We start from the raw sequence: 22146 nt of genomic DNA on the forward strand, positions 1-22146 counted from the left end.
CGAACCTCCTTGTGTTTCTTTAATCGGAATGCTTAATACTTTCTTAAAGAATTCGGAGTGACCCCAAACCACCGCTCGTGTATGATTCTGTGACACTCATTTATAATCTTTTCGATCACTTGCGTTGAATTTGCCAATATTCGAATACTCAAGCCTGAAACGACCAATTCCGACAAGCCAAATTTCACATCAGCCTCTTGAGAAAGAATCGCCTCATACAGTTCATCGAGCAGCTCCTTAGTCGTTTGTTCCCCAATCACAATCATCGAACCGATATGGCTATAGCCTTCCATCATCCCTACTCCCGAGATATTTTGCTCTCCTGGAGATAGTTTAATGTGATCAAATACAGCAAGGTCGCCATCAACATAGATTTTATTCACCAGTTGAACCGAATGATACGTAAATTTCTTTCCACTCGGCGACCAGCCTGGCGTTAAAATATCCGTATAAAGAAAAGTCGCACCCGTTTCCAGTCGTACCGTATTATATTGACGATAATTTGCATTTTCATAGGCAATTAATGGATCGGGCAGAAATTCTAAATAACTTCCTTTTTCTAAATAAATTTCTGTTTCTTGATAAGCGTATCCTTTTGGTGTTTTATACACTTTTGTTGCAGATTGTGTAGTCAATGTCACTTTAGACCCCGTACTCGCCGATACTTTCATGCGGTAGCGGTCGCCATCTAAATATCCACCTCCAGGATTCAGTAGATAATAACAAACTTTTCCCGAGTCTTCAAGGTAAACCGGGCGCATTACTTTAAATGCACCTTGAAAATATACGTTCTTCGCAACGGTCTTTCCTTTTCTCTCTTCTATATCTAGCGATAACTCGCCTGTCCACTGTCCCATATTATTCTAATCCTTTTAATAAAACATGACTTTTCAGCCATTCGATAACTTCTTCGAGACCTTCCTCAGTTTTCAAGTTGGTGAACACGAATGGTTTTTCGCCACGGAACACTTTTGTATCAGAAGCCATCACATCCAAGCGAGCTCCTACATACGGAGCCAGATCCGTTTTATTAATAACAAATAAATCGGATTTGATCATGCCTTGTCCACCTTTTCGTGGAATTTTTTCACCTTGAGCAACATCAATGATGTAGATTGAAAAATCTACAAGCTCAGGACTAAACGTTGCAGCAAGGTTATCCCCACCACTTTCAACAAAAATCAATTCGACATTTGGATGGCGTTCTACTAATTCGTCAATTGCTGCAAAGTTCATCGATGCATCTTCACGAATCGCTGTATGTGGACAGCCTCCTGTTTCAACGCCAATAATACGATCTTCTGGCAATACGCCATTTTCCATTAAGAATTTTGCATCTTCTTTTGTGTAAATATCATTTGTTATAACAGCCATTTCAATTTCTTTTTCTAATGTGCGGGTTAGTTTTTCAACAAGCATGGTTTTCCCTGCTCCTACTGGCCCGCCGACACCAATTTTAATCGGTCCCATTCCAATCCACTTCCTTTTCTATTTAAAAAATCATCGTTACGACATAAAAATACGAATATTAACGCGTTCGTGATGCATTTGAGAAAGTTCAAGTCCAGGCGAAGTGATTCCAAAATCATCTTCGGTTAACTGTACAACTTTCTCTGCTGCCAACTGCAATTCAGGATGAAAGTCATGCGTAATGATAATTCCAGCCGTTTGTCCTAATGGAATTGCTCGTACGGCATTTTGCGTAAGGCTCGAAGAAGAAGAGTAAAAATAGTATAAAACCGTTTCTTTCTTCGAACAACCAAGTCCGTGCGCAATCATTGTAAAGACAATTGCTGGATGAGCAAATGCTTTTTTGTTTTTTATTTGCTCTCTGTATAAAGCGAGAATAGGAAAGTCATACAAAGATTGGGCGATTTTCAATAACCGGTCCCCAATCATTTGCGTTCCCTCACGCGTTTCACGAGGTAAGTTTTGAACCATTAACATGCGGTCCCATTTCCATATTTCGAGTAAATCTTGTTCTTCAAGCGCATCATAAACAAAACAACATGCCACTCCGTCTGTGTAAATTAATTGTTCATGTACATACACTTTAAGCCAATCAAAAAAGGTTTTTTGATCTTTGACGATGTCTGCTTGTATATAGCTTTCCAATCCGAAAGAATGACTAAAAGCGCCTGTTGGCAAGCCTGAGTCACATAGTTGAAATAGCGATAGCAGGTTTTTATTCATGACTATGTCCAATATGACGGAAGGCTTTTTTTACTTTGCGGTCTTCTCGTTTAAACGGAATACCCATTTCTTGTAGGAGTTCCTCAACTAAATAATCGTATTGAACCAACATATCGTCGCCTTCAAACTGAGCGGGCAAGTGACGATTGCCTAGTTGGTGAGCGATATTGCCCATTTCGTTAATGCTGCGAGGACTAATGACGATTAAATCATCAGACAGTACATCAATGACAATCATGTTTTTGTCGTCCATAAATAGGACATCGCCTGCAACCAAGTCACGTGCTTCTTTCAAGCGGATTCCGAGCTCATTGCCATGATCGGTCTTTACTCGCTGGATTCGCTTGACTAAATAGGCACTTTCTAAATAGACTTTTTCGATATGACGTTTACCGATTTCAGTCTTGTCCATTTCTTCTATATTCGTTACTACCTTTTCAATGATCAAGTCTGTTCACCTCAGAATAAGAAATATCGCTGTCCCATTGGTACTGTATCTACAGGATCACAGGTTAGCAATTCTCCATTTATTTTTACTTCATACGTTTGCGGATCTACTGTAATATTGGGCGTTTCGTTATTTAATTTCATGTCTTTTTTCGTCAAATTACGGATTCCCCCAACAGGAAGAATGATTTTTTTCAATCCAAGCTTTTCGTGAACTCCATCATCGAAAGCTGCTTGAGATATAAACGTAACTGAATGATTTGATAACGCTTTGCCATACTGCGCATACATTGGACGTGAAATATAAGGTTGCGGAGTAGGAATCGATGCGTTCGCATCTCCCATTAACCCGACTACAGCCATTCCGTTTTTCAGAACCATCTCAGGTTTCACACCAAAGAAAGCCGGATTCCATAAAACTAGATCCGCCATTTTCCCTACTTCAATCGAGCCCACATGTTTTGAAATTCCATGTGTGATTGCGGGATTGATCGTATATTTTGCGATATAGCGTTTTGCACGGTTGTTATCGGCATATTCGCTATCGCCTTCCATTACGCCACGTTGCATTTTCATCTTGTCTGCTACTTGCCATGTGCGAAGTACGACTTCTCCTACACGGCCCATCGCTTGTGCATCCGAACTGACCATACTGAATACACCCATGTCATGTAAAATATCTTCTGCCGCAATTGTTTCACGGCGTATTCTTGAATCAGCAAAAGCAATATCTTCTGGTACTGAAGGATTTAAATGATGGCAAACCATTACCATATCTAAATGCTCATCTACTGTATTAATCGTATAGGGGAGTGTGGGGTTAGTCGAAGACGGTAATATATTGTGATAGCCTGCTGATTTGATCAAGTCTGGTGCGTGTCCACCGCCTGCGCCTTCTGTATGGTACATATGAAGTACACGGTCTTTCACGGCAGCCATGGTTTGTTCCATAAATCCACTTTCGTTTAATGTATCGGCATGAAGTGCCACTTGAATATCGAATTCTTCGGCAACACTCAGTGCATGATCAAGAGAAGATCCTGTTGCGCCCCAGTCTTCATGTACTTTCAAGCCAATCACTCCAGCTTTTACTTGTTCTACTAAAGGTGCGCGATCGGCTGCATGTCCTTTTCCTGTAAAACCGACGTTGATTGGTAATCCTTCTGCTGCTTCTAACATACGATGAATATTCCATTCACCCGGCGTTACTGTTGTTGCTTTAGATCCAGCTCCCGGACCCGTACCACCACCGATTAACGTAGTTGTCCCAGCTGAAAGTGCTACTTGAACTTGTTCTGGATTGATAAAGTGAACATGCGTATCAATCGCTCCCGCTGTCACGATTAAGCCTTCACCTGCAATTACTTCTGTAGCCGCTCCAACAACAATGTCAACATTGTCCATAATTAACGGATTTCCGCTTTTTCCGATGCCAAATATTTTGCCGTCGCGAATCGCAAGGTCAGCCTTTACAATTCCTGTGTAGTCAAAAATGATAACGTTTGTGATCACTGTATCCGGTACGCCATCTTCGCGCGTAGCAAGTGGATGTTGTCCCATTCCATCACGAATAACTTTCCCGCCGCCAAACACCATTTCTTCACCGTAAGTTGTATAATCTTTTTCAACTTGGATAAATAAATTCGTATCAGCCAGTCGGACAGAATCGCCTGTAGTTGGCCCGAACATTTCTGCATATTGTTTTCTCGTCATTTTAAAACTCATGATTGTTCCCCGCTTTCTAGTGGTCCATCCACCTTGTTATTGAAACCATATACACGGCGTTCTCCAACAAACGGTATTAATTGGATTTCTTTTTCGTCTCCTGGTTCAAATCGGACAGCAGCTCCAGCAGGAATATTCAATCGCTTTCCGTACGCCTCTTCTCTAGTAAACTTAAGAGCGATATTGACTTCGTAAAAATGGAAATGCGAACCTACTTGGATTGGGCGATCTCCTGTATTTATAACCGAGACTGTATTTACTGTTCGGCCTTCGTTACAAATAATATCTTCATCTTTTAAAACGTATTGTCCTGGTTCCATTCGTCTCTACCTCCTTGGAATAATTTAACGAATTGGGCTGTGTACTGTCACAAGTTTCGTACCATCTGGGAATGTGGCTTCCACTTGGATATCTTTGATCATTTCTGGAATACCTTCCATGACATCTTCTCGAGTTAAGATGGTTGCACCGTATTCCATTAATTCTGCTACAGTTTTTCCGTCTCGTGCGCCTTCTACGATTTCGTAGGTAATAATGGCTACGGATTCCGGGTGATTCAATTTTAAGCCTCTGTCTTTTCTTCTTCTCGCTAAGTCAGCAGCTACCACAATCATTAATTTGTCGATTTCTCTTGGCAATAAATGCATCTACTACACCTCCCTTATTTTTTGGAGAAAGTAAAAAAGCCCTCTTCTACGAGACTTTTTATTTTGCAAGATTCAGAAATTTTAGAAACCTATGCATTTTATATGGTTTTCTGTTTCAACATAATTTTCGTCTCTTTTTTATACTCTCTCTAAAGCAATTTAGCATGTGGGTATTTAAAGGTAAAGACCTCTTACGTAAAGCAGTTATTTATAACTACTTAAAGATATTATAAAGAACTATATAACCTCTTAACACTTCTTACTTATCGCTTTTCGGCTCTGCTATTAACAGGAATAAAGAACTAGTCAAAGGATAGCTGTTTAAAGATTTTTCGATTTTTGCTGCAATCTATTATAATATTGTACGCTGGTCAAAGCGCCTTCTTCTACCATGTCAGAGTCATCGATATCCGACGGCTTGCCCAAGTTTTTCACATATTGTGTTTTTAAATCCTTCATATCAATATCGAGGTCTTTTGCTTTTTTCTGCTTTTTACTTTTAGCAAGATATATAGTTCCTGCAGCGAGTCCTGCAAGCCCCAATACTTTTGTCTTTTTCTTCATTCCATTCAACTTCCTTTCATTATTTTTTAACTAAAAGAAGCCGTAGTTAATTAACTACCGCCTCCATGCATCTTCATATAATAAATGTCTACATCTGTTTTTTCGTATTTTTTATAAGCCTTGTGTAAGTTCTTGTGTTTTGTCCCGTTCATTTTTTCAACCACCTTTTTCTAGTGAAGTTGCATTAAATGTAAAGTTAAAAACATGACTTACTACTAACATAATACATTCAGGGGAGGTTTACAATCGATTTCCAGCCTTCTAAAAGAAATATTCAGTCAATTCACGGCTTATCGATGGTACGAAAAGATTTTGTTCGTAACGAGATTAAAATTCCGGTAATGATGATTAATCCACCTATAAGCTGTGGTGCACTGATGATCTGTTTCAACAAAATATAACTGAAGATCATGGCGATAAAAGGCTCTAAATTTAATAGGAGTGAAATATTTGAGGCTCCTGCCGCTCGAATAATCCCGTTCCATAAATACGTACATAAGCCGTGCATAATAACTGCCGTAATGATTAGCAGAACCCAATATTTCCATTCCACATTCAGCGCTGAAGGAAAAGATTTCCACGAAACAAACGGCAACAACCCGATCATTCCGATTAAGTTGGTATACCACGTTATCGCGCCAACACTCATTGTTTTAGACATATGTTGAACGAGTAAGATAAATATAGAAAACGATAACATCGTCCCTCCGATAAGCAACTCGCCCAAGCCAATTGACGGTACAAACCATGTCCCTTGAGTAATGACGAGCCAAACACCAGATAAACCTACTAAAGCGCCTACCCAAAACATTAATTGCTTTTTCTCTTTTAAATAGTAAGCAGATAATGCGACCGTTACGATAGGCGAAAGCGCTAAAATAAGCGAAGCTGTTACAGGTTCTGTGTACTGTAAGCTAGCGTAAAAGCTCCATTGATTAAATGAAACTCCGATTAATCCTCCTGCAACCAGGAGCAGCCATCCTTTTTTATCAAACCTCGTCCCACGCACTTGCTGATGCGTTACGGTATACAAGAACATTAAAATAAATACTAAGCGAATAACTGCAATGATTCCTGGATCAAATTGCTTTACCAAGATCGATCCAAAAACGAAGTTACTGCCCCAAGCTGTTACACAAAATATACCGATTAAATACAATTTCAATTGACTATTTATGTTCATCACCCACCATCTAAAAAGGCATAGTTGCATTCAACTACCCATTTTCTATTATATAGGGAGTGTCGCGTTGTTACAATTTCGCCTTCGACAGTATTTCATGATTATGAAAAACCTAGCATCTTTTTCAAGATACTAGGCTCTGTCTTATTACTTATTCTTTTCCGCCATATAATTGCTTCAGCTCTTCTTCTTTCATCGTAAAACGATGTTCTTCTGCAGGAAATGCGCCTGATTTCACTTCATTTACATATGTCATCAAGCCGTTTTTCATACTTTCTCCTGTTTCAGCGTAGGAGCGAACAAATTTCGGTAAATGGTGAGAGCCATATTTCAGCGTATCGTGGTATACCAGCACTTGACCATCTGTTTCGCTGCCCGCTCCAATGCCAATAACAGGGATTGTAAGCGCCGCAGTTACTTTTTCAGCTAGTTGATAAGGAATGCATTCAAGTACCAGCATACACGCGCCTGCCGCTTCACAAGCGAGGGCATCGTCGATTAGTTTTTGTGCCGCATCTGCAGTTTTCCCTTGCACTTTATAGCCACCAAGAACACCTGCCGATTGAGGCAGCAAACCGAGATGCGCGACAACTGGAATGCCGGTATGAGTTAGTAATTTGATGGCATCTAAAACACTATCTGCGCCTTCCACTTTGACCGCTTCCGCTCCAGTTTCTTGAAAAATCTGGACGGCGTTATCGATTATGCGCTGTTCACTTCCGTGAAACGAAGCAAACGGCATATCTACAACTAAAAAGGTATCGGGTGCTCCGCGCCGGGCCGCTTTTCCGTGATGAATCATGTCGTTAATTGTGACTTTGACTGTCGAATCATATCCAAGAACAACCATTCCTAGAGAATCTCCAACTAAAATAACATCCACTCCGGCCTCCTCAGCAAGTTTGGCTGACGGATAATCATAAGCGGTGAGCATGGCGATTTTTTCGTTTTGTGTTTTCATTTTGATCAGTGATGCTGTATTCTTCATTTTTCTCTCTCCTTTTGGGAGGGAAACCAAAAATAAAGCCCATCTTTCCAATTTTGGACAGACGGGCAGGAAGTTTATTGTAGGTTTTCTCCGTCCCTGTCGATTTAAGATCAAGGCAGAACTATGCAGTTGTTGAGTATTTTTATAGGTGCAGTTCAGCAATGATACTGCCCTTAATGTCACTATAGCAGAAGTATGTGTGTTGGAACATGGTTTGTGTCTACTCATAGAGAGCTTGAAGCTAAGGATTCAGAAGATTTCGCTCCCCCAAGTACTCAACCACCAATTCCTCTTCTCCACCTTTATACACGCGGTAAACTTTAGCTGCAGGTCTTGAGCTAACAATCTTTTTGATGTCGTGGTCAATATAATGAACTGCTGCTCCGTCATCTACAGCGATGCCAGATTGTATTACTCCTTGGTCCACAAACTGGCGATAGGTCGGTCTTCTTTCAGCTTCGCCGTCGTAATGTGGGCAATGGCTTCCTGGTAAAAAGCCGAGCGCATCGAGTGGTTCGAGTTTGTCGCCATAAGAATCGGTAATCCCTTGTTCATACCAGCAAATCGATCCTGCACTAAGACCTGCTAGCACAATTCCTTGTTCCCACGCCTTTTCCAAAATACGATCCAGTCCCCACTCTTTCCAAAGCACCAATAAATTTTTCGTATTGCCACCGCCTACATAAATGATGTCTTGCTGTAATACAAACGCTTCTAAGTTTCGTGTATGTGGTTTGAATAATGATAAATGACTTGGCTCGCAGTGTTGTTGATTGAAAAAATCATAAAATTTGTCAATATAACTATCTGCATCTCCACTCGCTGTCGGGATAAAACAGATTTTTGGCCGAGCTTTGTTTGCTTGTTTCAATATGTAGTGATCGAGTAGCGGATTATCTGGTTCCATGGAGAATCCACCGCCTCCCATCGCAATAATTTGACGCATATAGAGCACCTCCGCTTAATCAAATTGGAACTTTTATCCTCTTCTGCTATAATATAAAAATTCAGTTATTGGGGGAATTGCTTATGCTTATCCAAGAAATTGCAGTCGTAGAAATCACAACGAGTTTAATGACTAGTCCCCATGTAAGGGCTATTTTCCTGAAAGGTTCCATGGGCAGAAATGAACACGATGAACATTCAGACATCGATCTTTATTGCTTAGTCCATCAAGAACAAGAAGAACTTTTTCTGAAACAGCGACTATCTCACTTAGAAGCTTATCGACCGGTGTTGTTTCAAGATGATATCTTCATTATTGCGCCTCAATTAATCGCGGTTTTTGATAATTTATTGCATATCGATTTGTTTACAGTGACGGTTGAATCGTTTACTACGAAGGATTTTTTCAAAGTGTTATACGACCCCGAAAATTTGCTCGATCAATTTGTAGAATCACAAAATCTCGAGCTTAGCAAAGAAGAATATACAGATCATGTTATTGATGTTGCGTGGTTTTTATTTCAATACCGCAAAGCGAGTGGTAGAGGAAATGGCGTTTGGGCCGTGAAAATGTTATCTCACGTAATTGAACATTTGGCACGTGTTTTGTTATACCGATATGCCCCTCACCGCGCTCAATTAGGATTAAAAACAATCAGTCAATCGCTACCAAAGGCTGTGTTTTTAGAAATAGAGTCTATATCTAATTTCATGACGCCTGAAAACCATGCACAAGCTGCTTTTCAAATACGGCAATTAGTTGCTAAGGAAGCTAGTTGGATCGATGAACATGTTGAAGAGCGCAAAACGATGATGCCGCTAATGACGGCGATGCTCAACGAGTCCCGTTAAGGCTTTACTCAAGGTTTTCTAGCCATTCCGTTTTCAATAGAGAAAAAATATAAGCATCGTGAGACTGATTTCGCTGGTGTAAATAACCACGGAGGCGGCCTTCTAATGTAAAGCCGAGCTTTTCCAATAATCGGTTTGATGCTGTGTTTTCTGGAAAAGTCACAGCTCCTATACGGTGTAAATCCAGTTCAGAAAAAGCGTAGTTTAATACGGCTTGATTCGCTTCTTGTGTATAGTATTGATGCCAATAATCCGGATGAAGCTCGTATCCAACTTCCGCTTTTTTTGCTTTGGTATTTAAATTATTTAATCCAATCGTCCCAATAAATTCATTGTTCTCTTTTAAACGAATCGCCCAGCGCATTCCGCGATTTGCGATTAAAACGGCTTCAAACGACCGAATGATTTCAACGGCTTCTTCAGGATCAGTCAAACTATCCATTCCGTAATACTCGGTTACACTATCGCGCGACATAATATCAAAAAAGCGGGGTGCATCCTTTTCTTCGACTTTCGTTAACGTTAATCGTTTGGTGGTCAGTGTTGAAAGTTCCATCGTTCTACATCTTTTCGATTTCACAAATCTCGTGGATTGATGATCGCCAGTATTTGGTGGTCCTGCCATTTGCCATTGATTTCAACATTTTTCGAAGCAATGCCTTCTCGATGAAAACCGGCTTTTTCCAGCACGCGAATAGAAGCTTCATTTCCTGGCATAACGCCTGCTTCGATCCGGTGTAGCGCTAGCTTTTTAAAAGCGTATGCCACGGTTAACTCGATTGCCTCTGTCATATAGCCCCTATTGTTATAGGCTTTGTCTAGTGCGTATCCCAATATCGCGCTTTGCATTGGTCCTCTAATGACTTGTACTAAGCTAATCGTTCCGACCAACAAATCGGATTCATTCTCAAAAATTCCAAAGCTATACGATAGATCATCTTCTTTTTGATCAGCGTAAATTTCAATAAGCTCTTGCTGCATCTCAAGCGTATAAAAGTCCGAATAACGCGTCACCGAATAGGTTTCGAAAAAGTCACGATTTGCTATTTCTAGTTTCAGTTTTTGCGCAGCATCTCTTGGCTGAAAAAAACGAATATGCACTTTTCTACCTTTCACTGAAGACCCTCCTCTAAAGTTTCACGTGAAACAACTTTATTCTTGTATGGTTTTTGAGAATCTTGATAGTGTGTCAAAAATCATTACTCTTCTAATTCATTCGCTTACTTTCCTTCAATAACGCAATGATTTCATTGTTTTGCTCAATTTGTTTCTCAGAATTTAGACGAATTTGCCGAATCCATCTAAATGCAAATGCCACAATAAAAATAGGTATTAGGATAAAGAGTGTTCCAATGATGTCGCCCATCTTGTTACCTCCTTCCTTTTTAAAAACCTGGTGATAAAATCCACAACAGCGCTATGACAACAGCACCTGCTAATCCCATGACTGATATTGTGTATAAGTATTCATTGGGGTTTTCTGCATATTTTCGTTCAAATCCTATTTGAACCAATACCGGTAAAATCATAAAGACTGAACATACGAGAAATAGCGGTGTACTCATGGAAAGATCTGTATTCCAAAGGATAAGTAGGATTGTTATTAATACAATACTTGATACTATGCTTACAATTCTGTCCCATTTTTTGTGTAAATCATTTACGTATTTATCTTTAACAGGTTTCTCTTTTTCATCCCCACTGATTCTTTTTAACAAGCTATTCGTTAAAAAAATAACTGCTATGCTGCCACCTACAAAAAGAATAAAACGGAATGCCATTTCACTTTCTGAAACTCCGTCTCCAACTAATATAGGAATGCTCTCTCTCATGCTCATCGCATCGAAATCCACCCGCATTATACCTCCCTGATTCTGAATAAGTGCTTTATTTCTCTTATCGTATCATGTGAGATTGGAAAATTATAGATATTTTCAGATAGTTTTATGTATTCTGCAAACAAACTCTTTGGAACGCGCATATTTTTGTTTTACCGCGCGCATTCCACTCGCAATCGCTCATAAGCATTACAGAAAACAAAAACACACAAAACCAGTCTCCTAGTTCTGCGTGTGCGTCGTCTTTTGTTAGTAGATATTGAGTACAAACGTAATAAAATCTGGAAATAAACTTACGCCAAAGGTCAGTAAGATAATAACGTTCGTTAAAGCTTCTAAAATGGTGAACAAATAATCATTCGGGTTTTCTGCATAATTTTTTTCGAACCCTGCTCTCAGCAAAACTTGCGCAATCCCAATGACAACAGTTAGTACAAATACAAATAGGCTTGCTGTGGGTCCAAACTTAATCACCGCCATCGACGCGCAAAAAATAGCGATGCCCGAGCCTATATTTAATATTCTCTCCCACTTTTTATGAAGTTCGTTTATTGGCTCAGCTTTCTTTTTCTCGACACCTAAAAAGTTTCGAAGAAAGGTGTTCATGAGGTAAATACTCGATACACTGCCAGAGGCAAAAAGAATAACTTTCCACGCAATCCCTTCAAAGAGCACTTGCCGAACCTCCTTTATCGGCTACTGCCCTTCCTGCTACTCTTCCTGAAAACAAGCAACCCCCTAGAAATGTTCCTTCTAGTGAACGGTATCCATGAACGCCACCGCCACCAAAACCAGCGACTTCTCCTGCCGCATATAAGCCAGGTACAGGTTGACCTTCATCATCAAGTACCCGTGCAGATAAATCCGTTTGCAAGCCGCCTAAGGTTTTTCGGCTTAATATATTTAACCGCACTGCAATGAGCGGACCTTTTTTGCGGTCGAGTAATTTATGCGGTGTCGCTACACGAATTAACCGGTCTCCTCGGTAATTTCGAGCACCTCGCATCGCTGTGACTTGAAGATCTTTTGAAAATTCATTATCAAGTTGTCCGTCGCGTGCTTTGATTTGTTGCTTGATTCGCGAAACATCCAATAAGTTTTTTCCAGTTAACGTATTCATGCCCGCAACTAGCTCTTCGAGTGTATGAGCGACAATAAAATCTTCACCTTTATCCATAAATGCTTGCACCGGCGCGGTCGCTCCTGCACGAACGCGTGACAAAACTTGCGGAATGCTTTTGCCGGTTAAATCCGGATTTTGTTCAGAGCCCGACAGCGCAAATTCTTTTTCAATAATTTTCTGCGTTAAAATAAACCACGAATAGCTATAGCCGGTTTTTTGAATGGCTTCCAGTGTTCCAAGCGTATCAAACCCCGGGAAATTGGGTGATGGCAAACGCTCGCCTGTCGCATCAAACCACATAGAGGAAGGTCCCGGCAGAATTCGAATGCCATGTTTGTTCCAAACCGGAGCCCAATTTTTTATTCCTTCTGTGTAATGCCACATCCGGTCCCGGTTAACGATTCGTCCTCCCGCTTTTTCAGTAATCGCCAGCATTCGTCCATCGACATATGCCGGAACGCCTGTCAGCATCGTTTCTGGTGCCGTGCCTAAACGGCTGGGCCAATTTTTCCGAATCAATTCGTGATTGGCACCGATTCCACCGCTTGTGACAATGACTGCTTTTGCTTTGCAACGAAAGTTGCTGATGACGTTTCGTGAACTGGCTTCTCCCCGTTTGGCATCACTCGGTTCTAATAATGAACCTGTAACTCCGACCACACGCCCCTCTTTTGTAATTAATTCATCTACTTGGTGACGTGGTTGGTATTCAATCAAGCCGTTTTTGATATGCTCTCGAATGCGTTGCTCAAATGGTGCTACAATTCCTGGACCTGTTCCCCAAACAATGTGAAAGCGTGGCACCGAATTGCCATGGCCTTCCGCTAAATGGCCACCACGCTCTGCCCATCCAACTACCGGAAAAAACTTAACACCCATTGCGGCTAGCCAGTTTCGTTTTTCATGTGTTGCAAAGTCAACGTAGGCTTGTGCCCACTTCTTGCCCCAATAATCTTCATCTTGTTGTCGATCAAAGCCAGCTGCCCCAAGCCAGTCTTGCCAAGCCAGTGCTTTCGAATCTTTGATGCCCATTCGTCGTTGCTCAGGTGAATCAACTAAAAATAAGCCGCCAAACGACCACCAGGCCTGTCCGCCTAAAGAAGCTGCCGGTTCTTGGTCAAGCAATAACACTTTTTTGCCAGCGTCTGCGATTCCCGCAGCCGCCACTAACCCCGCAAGTCCCGCTCCTACCACAATCGCATCGAGTTCCATCTCTACATCCCCTTTGATGTTTACTGATTTCTTCGTTAGCTTTATCGTATCATGAGCGATTGGAAAATTATAGATATTACTGAAAATTCATTTAAATGAGCTTATCCGTTTTATCGAACGTCTGTATTTTTGTCTGAGCGCCTGCATATGTTGCTGAACGCCTGTATTTTTACCCGAGCGCTCATAAAAGTGGCTGAACGCCTGCATTTTTTATTGAACGCCTAAAAACAATGTCGCGTTATATAAAACTCAAAAAAAAAAAAAACCGGAAACCAGCTCACTGGTTTCCGGTTGCTCTATCACTCTAAATGTTTTCGTTGAAAATCGGCAATACTCTCATATTCTGCTGTTAATAGGCGCGATAAGCGGATGTAAATCGGCAACAGCTCGCGGTAAATGCCCGCCGCTTCTTGTTCCGGCTCGTGCGTGTGTGTTTGACCAATCATATCCGAAACGATGCTAAAATCATCAATTTCGCCAGTAGCGTACATACCCAGTACGACTGCACCAAGGCACGAACTTTCAAAACTTTCCGGAATAACAACTGGTTTATCAAAGACATCGGCCATTAACTGCCGCCACATAGCTGAACGCGCAAAGCCGCCTGACGCTTGAATACGTACCGGTTCGCCGGTCAACTCTTCTACTGCTAACAATACCGTATACAAATTAAAAACAATGCCTTCCAACACAGCTCGAATCATATGCTGCTTTTTATGGTGAATGCTCAGCCCAAAAAATGAACCGCGTGCATTGGCATCCCAAAGTGGCGCACGTTCTCCTGTTAAATAGGGATGAAACAGCAAGCCATCCGCCCCAGGATTGACCGTCTCGGCAATTTTCGTCAGTACATCGTACGGATCGATGCCGAGTCGCTTCGCCGTTTCCACTTCTGATGAAGCAAACTCATCACGTAGCCAGCGCAAAACGATACCCCCGTTATTAACTGGACCCCCGACTACCCAATGATTTTCCGTTAGGGCATAACAAAATGTCCGCCCTTTTGGATCAGTTTTTGGCTCAGTCGTAACCGTTCGAATGGCACCACTCGTACCGATCGTCACAGCTAGGACACCTGGTTCGATAGCATTTACGCCCAAATTGGCTAATACTCCGTCACTTGCACCAATAACAAATGGCACATTTTCGGGAATGCCCATAAATGCGGCATGTTCCGAGTCCATTCCTGTTAGTTTATACGTCGTTGGTACGGGACGAGATAAATTCCCAGGCGTAATGCCTGCTACTCTTAATGCCTCTTCGTCCCAATCCAATTGCTGTAAATTGAATAATCCTGTAGCTGAAGCAATTGAATGATCGACTACATATTCATTGAACAATCTCTGAAACACAAATTCCTTAATGCCAATAAATTTCGCTGTCTGCTCGAAGATTTCCCGCTTTTCGTCTTTTAACCATAACAATTTTGATAGCGGCGACATCGCGTGAATCGGCGTACCTGTGCGCAAGTAAATTTCATGACCATTTAGTCTTTCTTTAATATACTTTGCATGCTTTGAACTTCTTGTATCGGCCCACGTGATACTTTGTGTTAGTAAATCGCCTTTTGCATCTACTGCGATGAGGCTGTGCATTGCTGAACTAAACGATACGAGTTTGAGCTGAGTTGTATCGATTGCGCTGTTGCGAATGGTTTTTCGAACAGAACTCAATACCGCTCGAAAAATCTCCTCTGGGTCTTGTTCGGCTACTAATGGATTTGGCGTTTCAAGCGCATAAAAAACCGTGTCTGCTGATATGATTTTACCGGACTTATCAAATAACACCGCTTTGGTGGATGTGGTACCGATATCTACTCCAAGATAATATGACTGTTCAGGCATGAGAGCCCTCCTCTATAGACAAGAAGAGAAAAAGGCGAAATTCCCTTTTTCTCTTTCAAGTTTAATTTAGATAAAAAAGCTTATGATTAACACTACCACGAAACCGGTTAACCCGATAATGGTTTCCATAATCGTCCAAGATTTCAGTGTATCTTTGACGTCCATACCGAAATAACGGTTAACCAACCAGAATCCAGAGTCGTTGACGTGTGATAACACGGTCGCGCCTGAAGCAATGGCAATAACGATCAAGCCAAGAGCAGGACCTGTCATACCAACGATTTCAAGAAGTGGCGTGATTAGACCAGCTGCCGTTACCATCGCAACTGTTGCAGATCCTTGTGCAACACGAACTGCCGCAGCGATCAGGAATGCTAACACGATTGGCGGCAATGCCGAATCGCCCATCATGTCACCAAGCACCGCGCCGACTCCCGAGTCGATTAATACTTGTTTGAAAACACCACCTGCACCTGTAACTAAGATGATAATCCCAGCAGGTTCAAGTGCTTTAGTGGCAATATCTTGTACTTCCTGACGCGAATACCCGCGTTTCGTGCCTAGTAGGTAAAATGTCAGCAACGTAGCGATTGTTAATGCCACAAACGGGTGACCAAGGAACGTCAAAATCTCACGTACGGTATTGCCTTCTTCTAGCAACACGCCTGATAAGGTATTAAATAAGATCAATACAAGCGGAATCAAAATCAACGACGTGATCATCGCAAAACTTGGTAGTTCTTTATCGTATTCCTTTTTTTCAAGCTCCATATAATCTGGGATTAAGACGTGAATTTTTTTACCGATAAAGCGACCAAACACTGGTCCAGCCAAAATCATCGCAGGAATACCAGCAAGTACACCGAATAAAATAACCCAACCCAGTTCTGCACCAACTAATTCAGCAACTGCAATCGGTCCTGGTGTGGGCGGGATAAAACTATGCGTAACCGCAAGACCTGCTAGTAATGGAATTCCGTAGTGCAAAAGCGACTTACCTGTTTTTCTAGCCAACCCGTATACAATTGGCACCAAAATGATAAAGCCAACATCAAAAAATACAGGGATCGCTACAATAAATCCAGTAACACCTAGCGCCCATTGTGCTTTGTCTTCACCAAATTTGCTAATCATCGTCGAAGCCAGACGTTCTGCTCCACCCGATACTTCTAGCATTTTACCGAACATGGCACCAAGACCTACCACCACAGCGACAAAGCCAAGTGTACCGCCCATGCCGTTTTGAATAGATGTAATAACTTCGTTCAGTGGCATGCCAGCTGCAATTCCGACAAGTAAACTAACTAATAATAAAGCCACAAACGCATGTAGTTTGGTACGAATAACTAAGAATAACAATAAAAAGATACCTGCAAGCGCTACCATAATCAACATTGAACCTGACATATTTTTTCCCCCTTGGTATATAGCTTTCATCAAATGCTATTTAAGAAATATAGAAATCGCTCCAGGCGGTTGCCGTCATCCGCTCGTACTCTACCGCCTGTTGCTCTTTCTTTTTGTAAATTAAAGCTAAAACCTTATTTTTTCTCTACTGCATGCCCACCAAATTCGTTGCGTTGTGCGGCCACGACTTTACCTGCGAACGTGTCTTCTTCTAATGAACGGTAGCGCATCATTAGCGATAAAGTAATCACCGGTGCAGGAACGTTCAAATCAAGTGCTGTTTCTACTGTCCATTTGCCTTCACCTGAAGAATTCATCACCCCTTTGATGCCTTCAAGTTTCGCGTCTTTCGAAAATGCATTTTTGGTCATTTCCATTAAATACGAGCTAATGATGGAACCGTTGTTCCAAACGTCAGCCACTTTTTCAAAATCATACCCAAATGGACTTTTGTTTAGAATGTCAAAGCCTTCAGCAATGGATTGCATCATGCCGTACTCGATTCCGTTGTGGATCATTTTTAAGAAATGACCGCTGCCCGCTTCGCCAGTATATAAATAGCCGTCTTCTACAGAAATATCTTTCAAAAGAGGTTCAATCGTTTTAAATTTTTCCGCGTCGCCACCAATCATCGAACAAATGCCGTGACGTGCTCCGTCTGTTCCCCCACTTGTTCCACAGTCAAAGAAGAAAATTCCATGCTCTTTCAAGTTGGCTGCACGACGAACTGTATCTTTATAGTTAGAGTTACCCCCATCAATAATCGAATCTCCCTCTTCTAGTAACGGAGTCAATTCTTGAATAACCGATTCTGTAATTTCACCAGCTGGTACCATTAACCACAACGTGCGCGGTGCTTTTAATTCTTTTATCATTGTTTCAATAGAAGAAACTTGAGTAAAACCGACTTCTTCAACTGCCGCATGACTGTCGTAGCCGACAACTTTATGATTATGGTCGATTAAGTTTAACGCCAAGTTCAATCCCATTTTTCCTAAACCGATAATTCCAATTTCCATTGAAAATCCTCCTCTTTTTAAAAAAGAATATTTTTCTTTATTTAGTTAATTGTATCAAATATTTTTCCATACGCAACATGTTATTCTATAATAGACTTATATTATTAAAAGAAACGAGGCGCGGATCATGAAACAACAGCAATTTGCGCTGGCTGCCATTCGCGGTAGTTACCGCCATTTTAGTGAAAAAGAAAAAAAGATTGCCGACTATGTATTACATGACCCAAAGAATATTATCCATTTGACGATCAATCAAATTGCGGATGAATTAGGACTCGCGGAATCCACCATTTTTCGCTTTTGCCAACGCATCGGCTTTAAAGGGTTTCAAGCTTTCAAAATTTCACTTGCTGCGGAAGTTGTCGCACCTTTAAAAGATATTCATGAAAAAATTGAAGAAGGCGATAGCATTAGCGCTGTCACCGAAAAGGTTTTCCGCTCTAATATCAAAACGCTCGAAGATACGCTTCAAATTGTTGATGCGGAAGCGATGGAGCAAGCTACACGTAAATTAATGAGCGCTCGAAAAATCGATTTTTATGGAAACGGTGGATCTGCGATGGTCGCTATGGATGGTTATCATAAATTTGTCCGTCTAGGCCTTCAAGTTTCCATGAATTTAGATTCTCATATGCAGTTGATGGCTGCTTCTCAGCTGCAATCTGATGATGTGGCGATTGTGATTTCTCATTCGGGTTCAACGACTGATGTGCTCGATGTCCTTCGGGTATTGAAAGAAAAAGGCGTCACAATTATTTCTGTCACGAATTTCGCGAAATCCCCGCTATCTAAAGAAGCCGATATCGCCCTTTATACAGTTTCAGAAGAAACCGACTTCCGTTCAGAAGCACTGTCTTCACGAATTGCGCAACTCAGTTTGATCGATGCTCTTTACACCAACTTGATGATTCTCCGTGGCGACGACGGAAAAAAAGCACTTCAAGACATGCGTGAAGCAATGTCCCATAGACGTTTATAGAAACAAAAACCCATTCCTTTTTTTGAGGAATGGGTTTTTTCGTTTATCTAAGCAGATGTATTGACACTTCTACTCATCTTGCTATAAATTAATAAGATGAATTCCGATAGACTTTATAGGGATTTAATTCCCCTGGAAATGAGAGGTACGTTATGAAAGCTTTGTGGACTAACTATTTGAATACTTCATTGATTGTAAAAATTACAATTGCACTCATACTCGGCGTTGCCGTTGGCGTGATATTCGGAGAACAAGCAGCTGTATTAGCGCCCTTGGGCGACTTGTTGCTTAATTTATTGACCTTATTAATCGTTCCATTGATCTTATTCACAATGATGGTCGGGATTAACCAATCTTCTATTGGCGATCTTGGACGAATGGGTGGAAAAGTATTTATTTATTACACTTTAAGTTCTGCGTTCGCCATTATTGTGGGTCTCACAGTAGCTAGTTTGTTACAGCCTGGTTTGGGAATGGAACTGCAAGGCAACGAAACTTTTGATGTGCCGGAAAACCCAGGAATCGTCAGCGTGCTGTTGAACATTGTGCCATCTAATATTTTCACGGCCTTTGCTGATCTTAATTTACTGGGTATTATTTTTATTGCTTTTGCTTTTGGTATTGCGTTGTCTTATATGCGCAATTCGACTGAATTGGAAAGCTTGGGCGAGCATTTGTACAAAACCGTTAATGCATTAAATGAAATGACACTGCTCGTGTTAAAAGCAGTTCTTCAATATGTACCAATCGGTATTTTTGCGATTATGGCAAAAACTGTTGGAAATCAAGGCTTAGATACGCTTGTCTCTTTAGGCGAGATGGTCGGAGTGCTCTACATTGCTATACTGGTTCAAATTGCACTTTATGTCCTGCTGTTATTAGCATTCAAAGTAAATCCACTTAGCTTTTTCAAACAAGCACGTACACCGATGCTGACGGCATTTGTTACACAAAGCAGTTCTGGTACATTGCCATTAACGTTGAATGCTGCGAAAAACTTAGGTCTATCTAAAAGCTTATACGGCTTTAGTTTGCCGCTCGGTGCGACAATTAACATGGACGGCGCAGCCATTCGAATTGCGGTTTCAGCCGTTTTTGCTGCGAATCTTGTAGGTGATCCGCTCAGCCTTACTGAAATGTTAATGGTTGTTCTTATTGGTACGCTTGCATCTGTCGGAACTGCGGGCGTTCCTGGGGCTGGTATTGTCATGATTGCGACCGTCTTTGTTCAGTTAGGTTTACCGATCGAAGCTGTCGCGTTGCTAACTGCAATAGACGCATTAGTCGGAATGGGTGCAACAGGACTTAACGTTACAGGAGACTTAGTCGGCACTACCATCATTGATAAAAACGAAAAGAAACAACAAGCGGCTTAACAAATAACCCCCTTAACATGAGTATGTTCTCACGTTAAGGGGGTTTTCAAACATCATAAAAAACTCATTATTTGTCTGCTCTTTCGATTTCCGCTATCCTTTAAAAGAGTATAGTAAAGGAGATGGCATTCTTGACTACAATTGGATTTGTACGACATGGCATCACAGATTGGAACATACAAGGCATCGCACAGGGCTCTGCGGATATTCCACTTAATGATACTGGAAAGCAACAAGCAGAGGCACTTGCCGAACGCTTGGCTGGAGAAGGTCAATGGGACAGAATTATCTCAAGCGACTTGTCCCGTGCAAAAGAAACAGCGGAAATCATTGGCCACAAACTCAATTTGCCAGTTAGTCATTTTGATGTTCGGTTGCGCGAAAGAAGTGGTGGTAAAATCGAAGGCACGACAGAGCAAGAACGCATTGAAAAATGGGGAACTGAATGGAGAAATCTCGACTTAGCTATGGAAAATTTGGACGATGCAGCAAATAGAGGAATTTCTTGCGTTGAAGATGTTTTGGACCAGTTTAACGGACAACGCATCTTGCTTGTGAGTCACGGTGCATTGATTGGATTGACGTTAAAAAAACTCTTACCTGAAAAATTTAAAGAAACATCTCTAGACAATACATCCATTACGATTTTAACGAATGCTGAAAATAAATGGGATTGCTCACTGTATAATTGTACCATCCATTTAGCTAAAAGCGAAAGTTATTGATTGCTGGCGTAACTTGCTTGTTCAGTTACATCAACAGTCCATGAAACCACGGTCGTGCTATCACGAACGTGGTTTTTTTCGATTGTTTTCAGTAAGTTAGTTACGCCATCCGTTACTGTAGTCGTTGATACAAGCTGCGAAATGCTCTTAGGCTCTGCAAATACATCACCAGGGCATTCGACAAGTCCATCTGTCGTTAGCAAGAGCTGATTTTTCCCTCTACGCAATTCACGAATTCCACTACTAAAACACGGCACAGATTTTTCAAACGTGTTCACTTTTCCTATCCATTCGTAAAATTGACGCTGATTGATTTGGTATTGATCGAATGCGGCTAGTTCCGGATGGAATACATACAATAGGCAATCTCCAACGGAAAACCAATAAAGATATTTTCCTTTTCGGATGGCGATTAAGAGGGCTGTCTCTCCTTGTATATGACGACATTTCTCCAAAAATTCTTGTTCGAGAACCAGCGCTAGTAAAGCTGTTTCTAGACTTTTAAAAAGCTCACCATTTATTCGATTTGATAGCAAAGAAGTAAGAACCTCTTTATTCTTTTCCAACTGTTCAGTGACGAGCTCAGCACTTTTTGCTGAATGATGCGCATCTAAAACCGCAACAAACTCCCAGTTCTCTTCTCGACTAAGCCAAATCAAGCATCCGTCTTCGTTTTTAGTTTGACCAGAAGCAGAGTTCCCACCAAATCGACCAAGCGTAATATGCTGAACTGAAAGGACGTCTACTTTATCAATAAAAGAGTTCTCACTCCCTATCCAGCTTATGGCTTTTAATTGCTTATCCATTTACAGCACCTCTCTTTCACTATTGATATAAGTATAAGTCAGCATTAGAAAGTTGGATAGAAAACTTCACGTCCTCTGCCTCACAGACATCTACTTGACGAATATGATAAAGTTAACAACAGTTAGCTACTCATATTCGTACAAAAAACTATCGCCGACACTTGGTAGTGAGTTGGTTATCACAAAAGTTGGTGGTCTTGTTGAAGCCATAACTACAAATAATTTGGATAAACAGATAGCTTAATTGGGCTGTCTGTTTCTTCTATCATTCTT

The 22146-nt window shown here is 41.2% G+C and carries 25 protein-coding genes; 4 read left to right on the top strand and 21 right to left on the bottom strand.

Going from position 1 to position 22146, the window contains the following annotated elements; translation table 11 throughout:
* Positions 1-32: 32 nt before the first annotated feature.
* The 11 genes from PLANO_RS14710 to PLANO_RS14760 form a co-directional block, all read right to left on the bottom strand.
* Positions 33-857, bottom strand: a complete 825-nt coding sequence (locus PLANO_RS14710; protein WP_038705173.1) for an urease accessory protein UreD — start codon at positions 855-857, stop codon at positions 33-35.
* 1 nt (position 858) lies between these two features.
* On the bottom strand, positions 859-1470 hold the full coding sequence (gene ureG / locus PLANO_RS14715; RefSeq protein ID WP_038705174.1) for an urease accessory protein UreG: 612 nt from the start codon (positions 1468-1470) through the stop codon (positions 859-861).
* Between the two features lie 36 nt (positions 1471-1506).
* A complete protein-coding gene (locus PLANO_RS14720; RefSeq protein WP_038705175.1) occupies positions 1507-2193 on the bottom strand; it encodes an urease accessory protein UreF in 687 nt (228 codons plus the stop codon).
* Complete coding sequence (gene ureE / locus PLANO_RS14725) at positions 2186-2641, bottom strand: urease accessory protein UreE (protein WP_038705176.1); 456 nt, start codon at positions 2639-2641, stop codon at positions 2186-2188. Before ureE ends, PLANO_RS14720 begins: the two co-directional genes overlap by 8 nt.
* A gap of 11 nt (positions 2642-2652) precedes the next feature.
* Positions 2653-4365, bottom strand: coding sequence for an urease subunit alpha (gene ureC / locus PLANO_RS14730; RefSeq protein WP_038705177.1), 1713 nt, complete (start codon positions 4363-4365; stop codon positions 2653-2655).
* Positions 4362-4685 (bottom strand): urease subunit beta, encoded by a 324-nt coding sequence (locus PLANO_RS14735; RefSeq protein ID WP_038705178.1) that lies wholly within the window; start codon positions 4683-4685, stop codon positions 4362-4364. The genes ureC and PLANO_RS14735 overlap by 4 nt, the downstream gene beginning before the upstream one ends.
* Positions 4686-4709: 24 nt before the next feature.
* Complete coding sequence (locus PLANO_RS14740; protein ID WP_038705179.1) at positions 4710-5012, bottom strand: urease subunit gamma; 303 nt, start codon at positions 5010-5012, stop codon at positions 4710-4712.
* A 321-nt stretch (positions 5013-5333) separates the two neighbouring features.
* Positions 5334-5576, bottom strand: a complete 243-nt coding sequence (locus PLANO_RS14745) for a hypothetical protein (protein ID WP_038705180.1) — start codon at positions 5574-5576, stop codon at positions 5334-5336.
* A 283-nt stretch (positions 5577-5859) separates the two neighbouring features.
* Positions 5860-6759 (bottom strand): DMT family transporter, encoded by a 900-nt coding sequence (locus PLANO_RS14750; RefSeq protein ID WP_038705181.1) that lies wholly within the window; start codon positions 6757-6759, stop codon positions 5860-5862.
* A 151-nt stretch (positions 6760-6910) separates the two neighbouring features.
* A complete protein-coding gene (panB, locus tag PLANO_RS14755; protein ID WP_038705182.1) occupies positions 6911-7747 on the bottom strand; it encodes a 3-methyl-2-oxobutanoate hydroxymethyltransferase in 837 nt (278 codons plus the stop codon).
* A 241-nt stretch (positions 7748-7988) separates the two neighbouring features.
* Positions 7989-8693, bottom strand: coding sequence for a Type 1 glutamine amidotransferase-like domain-containing protein (locus PLANO_RS14760; protein WP_038705183.1), 705 nt, complete (start codon positions 8691-8693; stop codon positions 7989-7991).
* 83 nt (positions 8694-8776) lie between these two features.
* On the opposite strand from PLANO_RS14760, the gene PLANO_RS14765 reads away from it, so the two are divergent.
* Positions 8777-9544 carry a nucleotidyltransferase domain-containing protein gene (locus PLANO_RS14765; RefSeq protein WP_038705184.1) on the top strand — a complete coding sequence of 256 codons (768 nt, stop codon included), beginning with the start codon at positions 8777-8779 and terminating at the stop codon, positions 9542-9544.
* Positions 9545-9548: 4 nt separating this feature from the next.
* Here PLANO_RS14765 and PLANO_RS14770 read toward each other — a convergent pair whose 3' ends face one another.
* The 9 genes from PLANO_RS14770 to gnd all read right to left on the bottom strand — a co-directional run bounded on the left by PLANO_RS14770 (position 9549) and on the right by gnd (position 17987).
* A complete protein-coding gene (locus PLANO_RS14770) occupies positions 9549-10100 on the bottom strand; it encodes a GNAT family N-acetyltransferase (RefSeq protein WP_038705185.1) in 552 nt (183 codons plus the stop codon).
* Positions 10101-10120: 20 nt separating this feature from the next.
* On the bottom strand, positions 10121-10660 hold the full coding sequence (locus PLANO_RS14775) for a GNAT family N-acetyltransferase (RefSeq protein WP_038705186.1): 540 nt from the start codon (positions 10658-10660) through the stop codon (positions 10121-10123).
* Between the two features lie 91 nt (positions 10661-10751).
* The gene (locus PLANO_RS16130; RefSeq protein ID WP_197053093.1) at positions 10752-10910 is read right to left on the bottom strand and encodes a hypothetical protein; all 159 of its coding nucleotides are present in this window, start codon (positions 10908-10910) and stop codon (positions 10752-10754) included.
* Between the two features lie 19 nt (positions 10911-10929).
* Entirely contained in the window at positions 10930-11403 is a 474-nt protein-coding gene (locus PLANO_RS14780; RefSeq protein ID WP_231554737.1) for a DUF4181 domain-containing protein, read from the bottom strand.
* Between the two features lie 228 nt (positions 11404-11631).
* Positions 11632-12057, bottom strand: a complete 426-nt coding sequence (locus PLANO_RS14785) for a DUF4181 domain-containing protein (RefSeq protein WP_052124343.1) — start codon at positions 12055-12057, stop codon at positions 11632-11634.
* Positions 12047-13717 (bottom strand): FAD-binding dehydrogenase, encoded by a 1671-nt coding sequence (locus PLANO_RS14790; RefSeq protein WP_038705188.1) that lies wholly within the window; start codon positions 13715-13717, stop codon positions 12047-12049. Before PLANO_RS14790 ends, PLANO_RS14785 begins: the two co-directional genes overlap by 11 nt.
* 299 nt (positions 13718-14016) lie before the next feature.
* A complete protein-coding gene (gene gntK, locus PLANO_RS14795; RefSeq protein WP_038705189.1) occupies positions 14017-15561 on the bottom strand; it encodes a gluconokinase in 1545 nt (514 codons plus the stop codon).
* Between the two features lie 66 nt (positions 15562-15627).
* Positions 15628-16968: a GntT/GntP/DsdX family permease gene (locus PLANO_RS14800; RefSeq protein ID WP_038705190.1), complete on the bottom strand. Its 1341-nt coding sequence runs from the start codon at positions 16966-16968 to the stop codon at positions 15628-15630.
* A 134-nt stretch (positions 16969-17102) separates the two neighbouring features.
* The gene (gnd, locus tag PLANO_RS14805) at positions 17103-17987 is read right to left on the bottom strand and encodes a phosphogluconate dehydrogenase (NAD(+)-dependent, decarboxylating) (RefSeq protein ID WP_038705191.1); all 885 of its coding nucleotides are present in this window, start codon (positions 17985-17987) and stop codon (positions 17103-17105) included.
* Between the two features lie 127 nt (positions 17988-18114).
* Here gnd and PLANO_RS14810 point away from each other — a divergent pair, with 127 nt between their 5' ends.
* The 3 genes from PLANO_RS14810 to PLANO_RS14820 all read left to right on the top strand — a co-directional run bounded on the left by PLANO_RS14810 (position 18115) and on the right by PLANO_RS14820 (position 21067).
* Positions 18115-18966 (top strand): MurR/RpiR family transcriptional regulator, encoded by an 852-nt coding sequence (locus PLANO_RS14810; protein WP_038705192.1) that lies wholly within the window; start codon positions 18115-18117, stop codon positions 18964-18966.
* A 152-nt stretch (positions 18967-19118) separates the two neighbouring features.
* On the top strand, positions 19119-20342 hold the full coding sequence (locus PLANO_RS14815; RefSeq protein ID WP_038705193.1) for a dicarboxylate/amino acid:cation symporter: 1224 nt from the start codon (positions 19119-19121) through the stop codon (positions 20340-20342).
* Between the two features lie 131 nt (positions 20343-20473).
* A complete protein-coding gene (locus tag PLANO_RS14820; protein WP_038705194.1) occupies positions 20474-21067 on the top strand; it encodes a histidine phosphatase family protein in 594 nt (197 codons plus the stop codon).
* Here the strand turns inward: PLANO_RS14820 and PLANO_RS14825 are convergent.
* Positions 21061-21873, bottom strand: a complete 813-nt coding sequence (locus PLANO_RS14825) for a protein phosphatase 2C domain-containing protein (RefSeq protein WP_038705195.1) — start codon at positions 21871-21873, stop codon at positions 21061-21063. The two genes, PLANO_RS14820 and PLANO_RS14825, sit on opposite strands and share 7 nt — an antisense overlap.
* Between the last annotated feature and the right edge of the window lie 273 nt (positions 21874-22146).

This window comes from Planococcus sp. PAMC 21323 (assembly GCF_000785555.1).
GTDB lineage: Bacteria > Bacillota > Bacilli > Bacillales_A > Planococcaceae > Planococcus.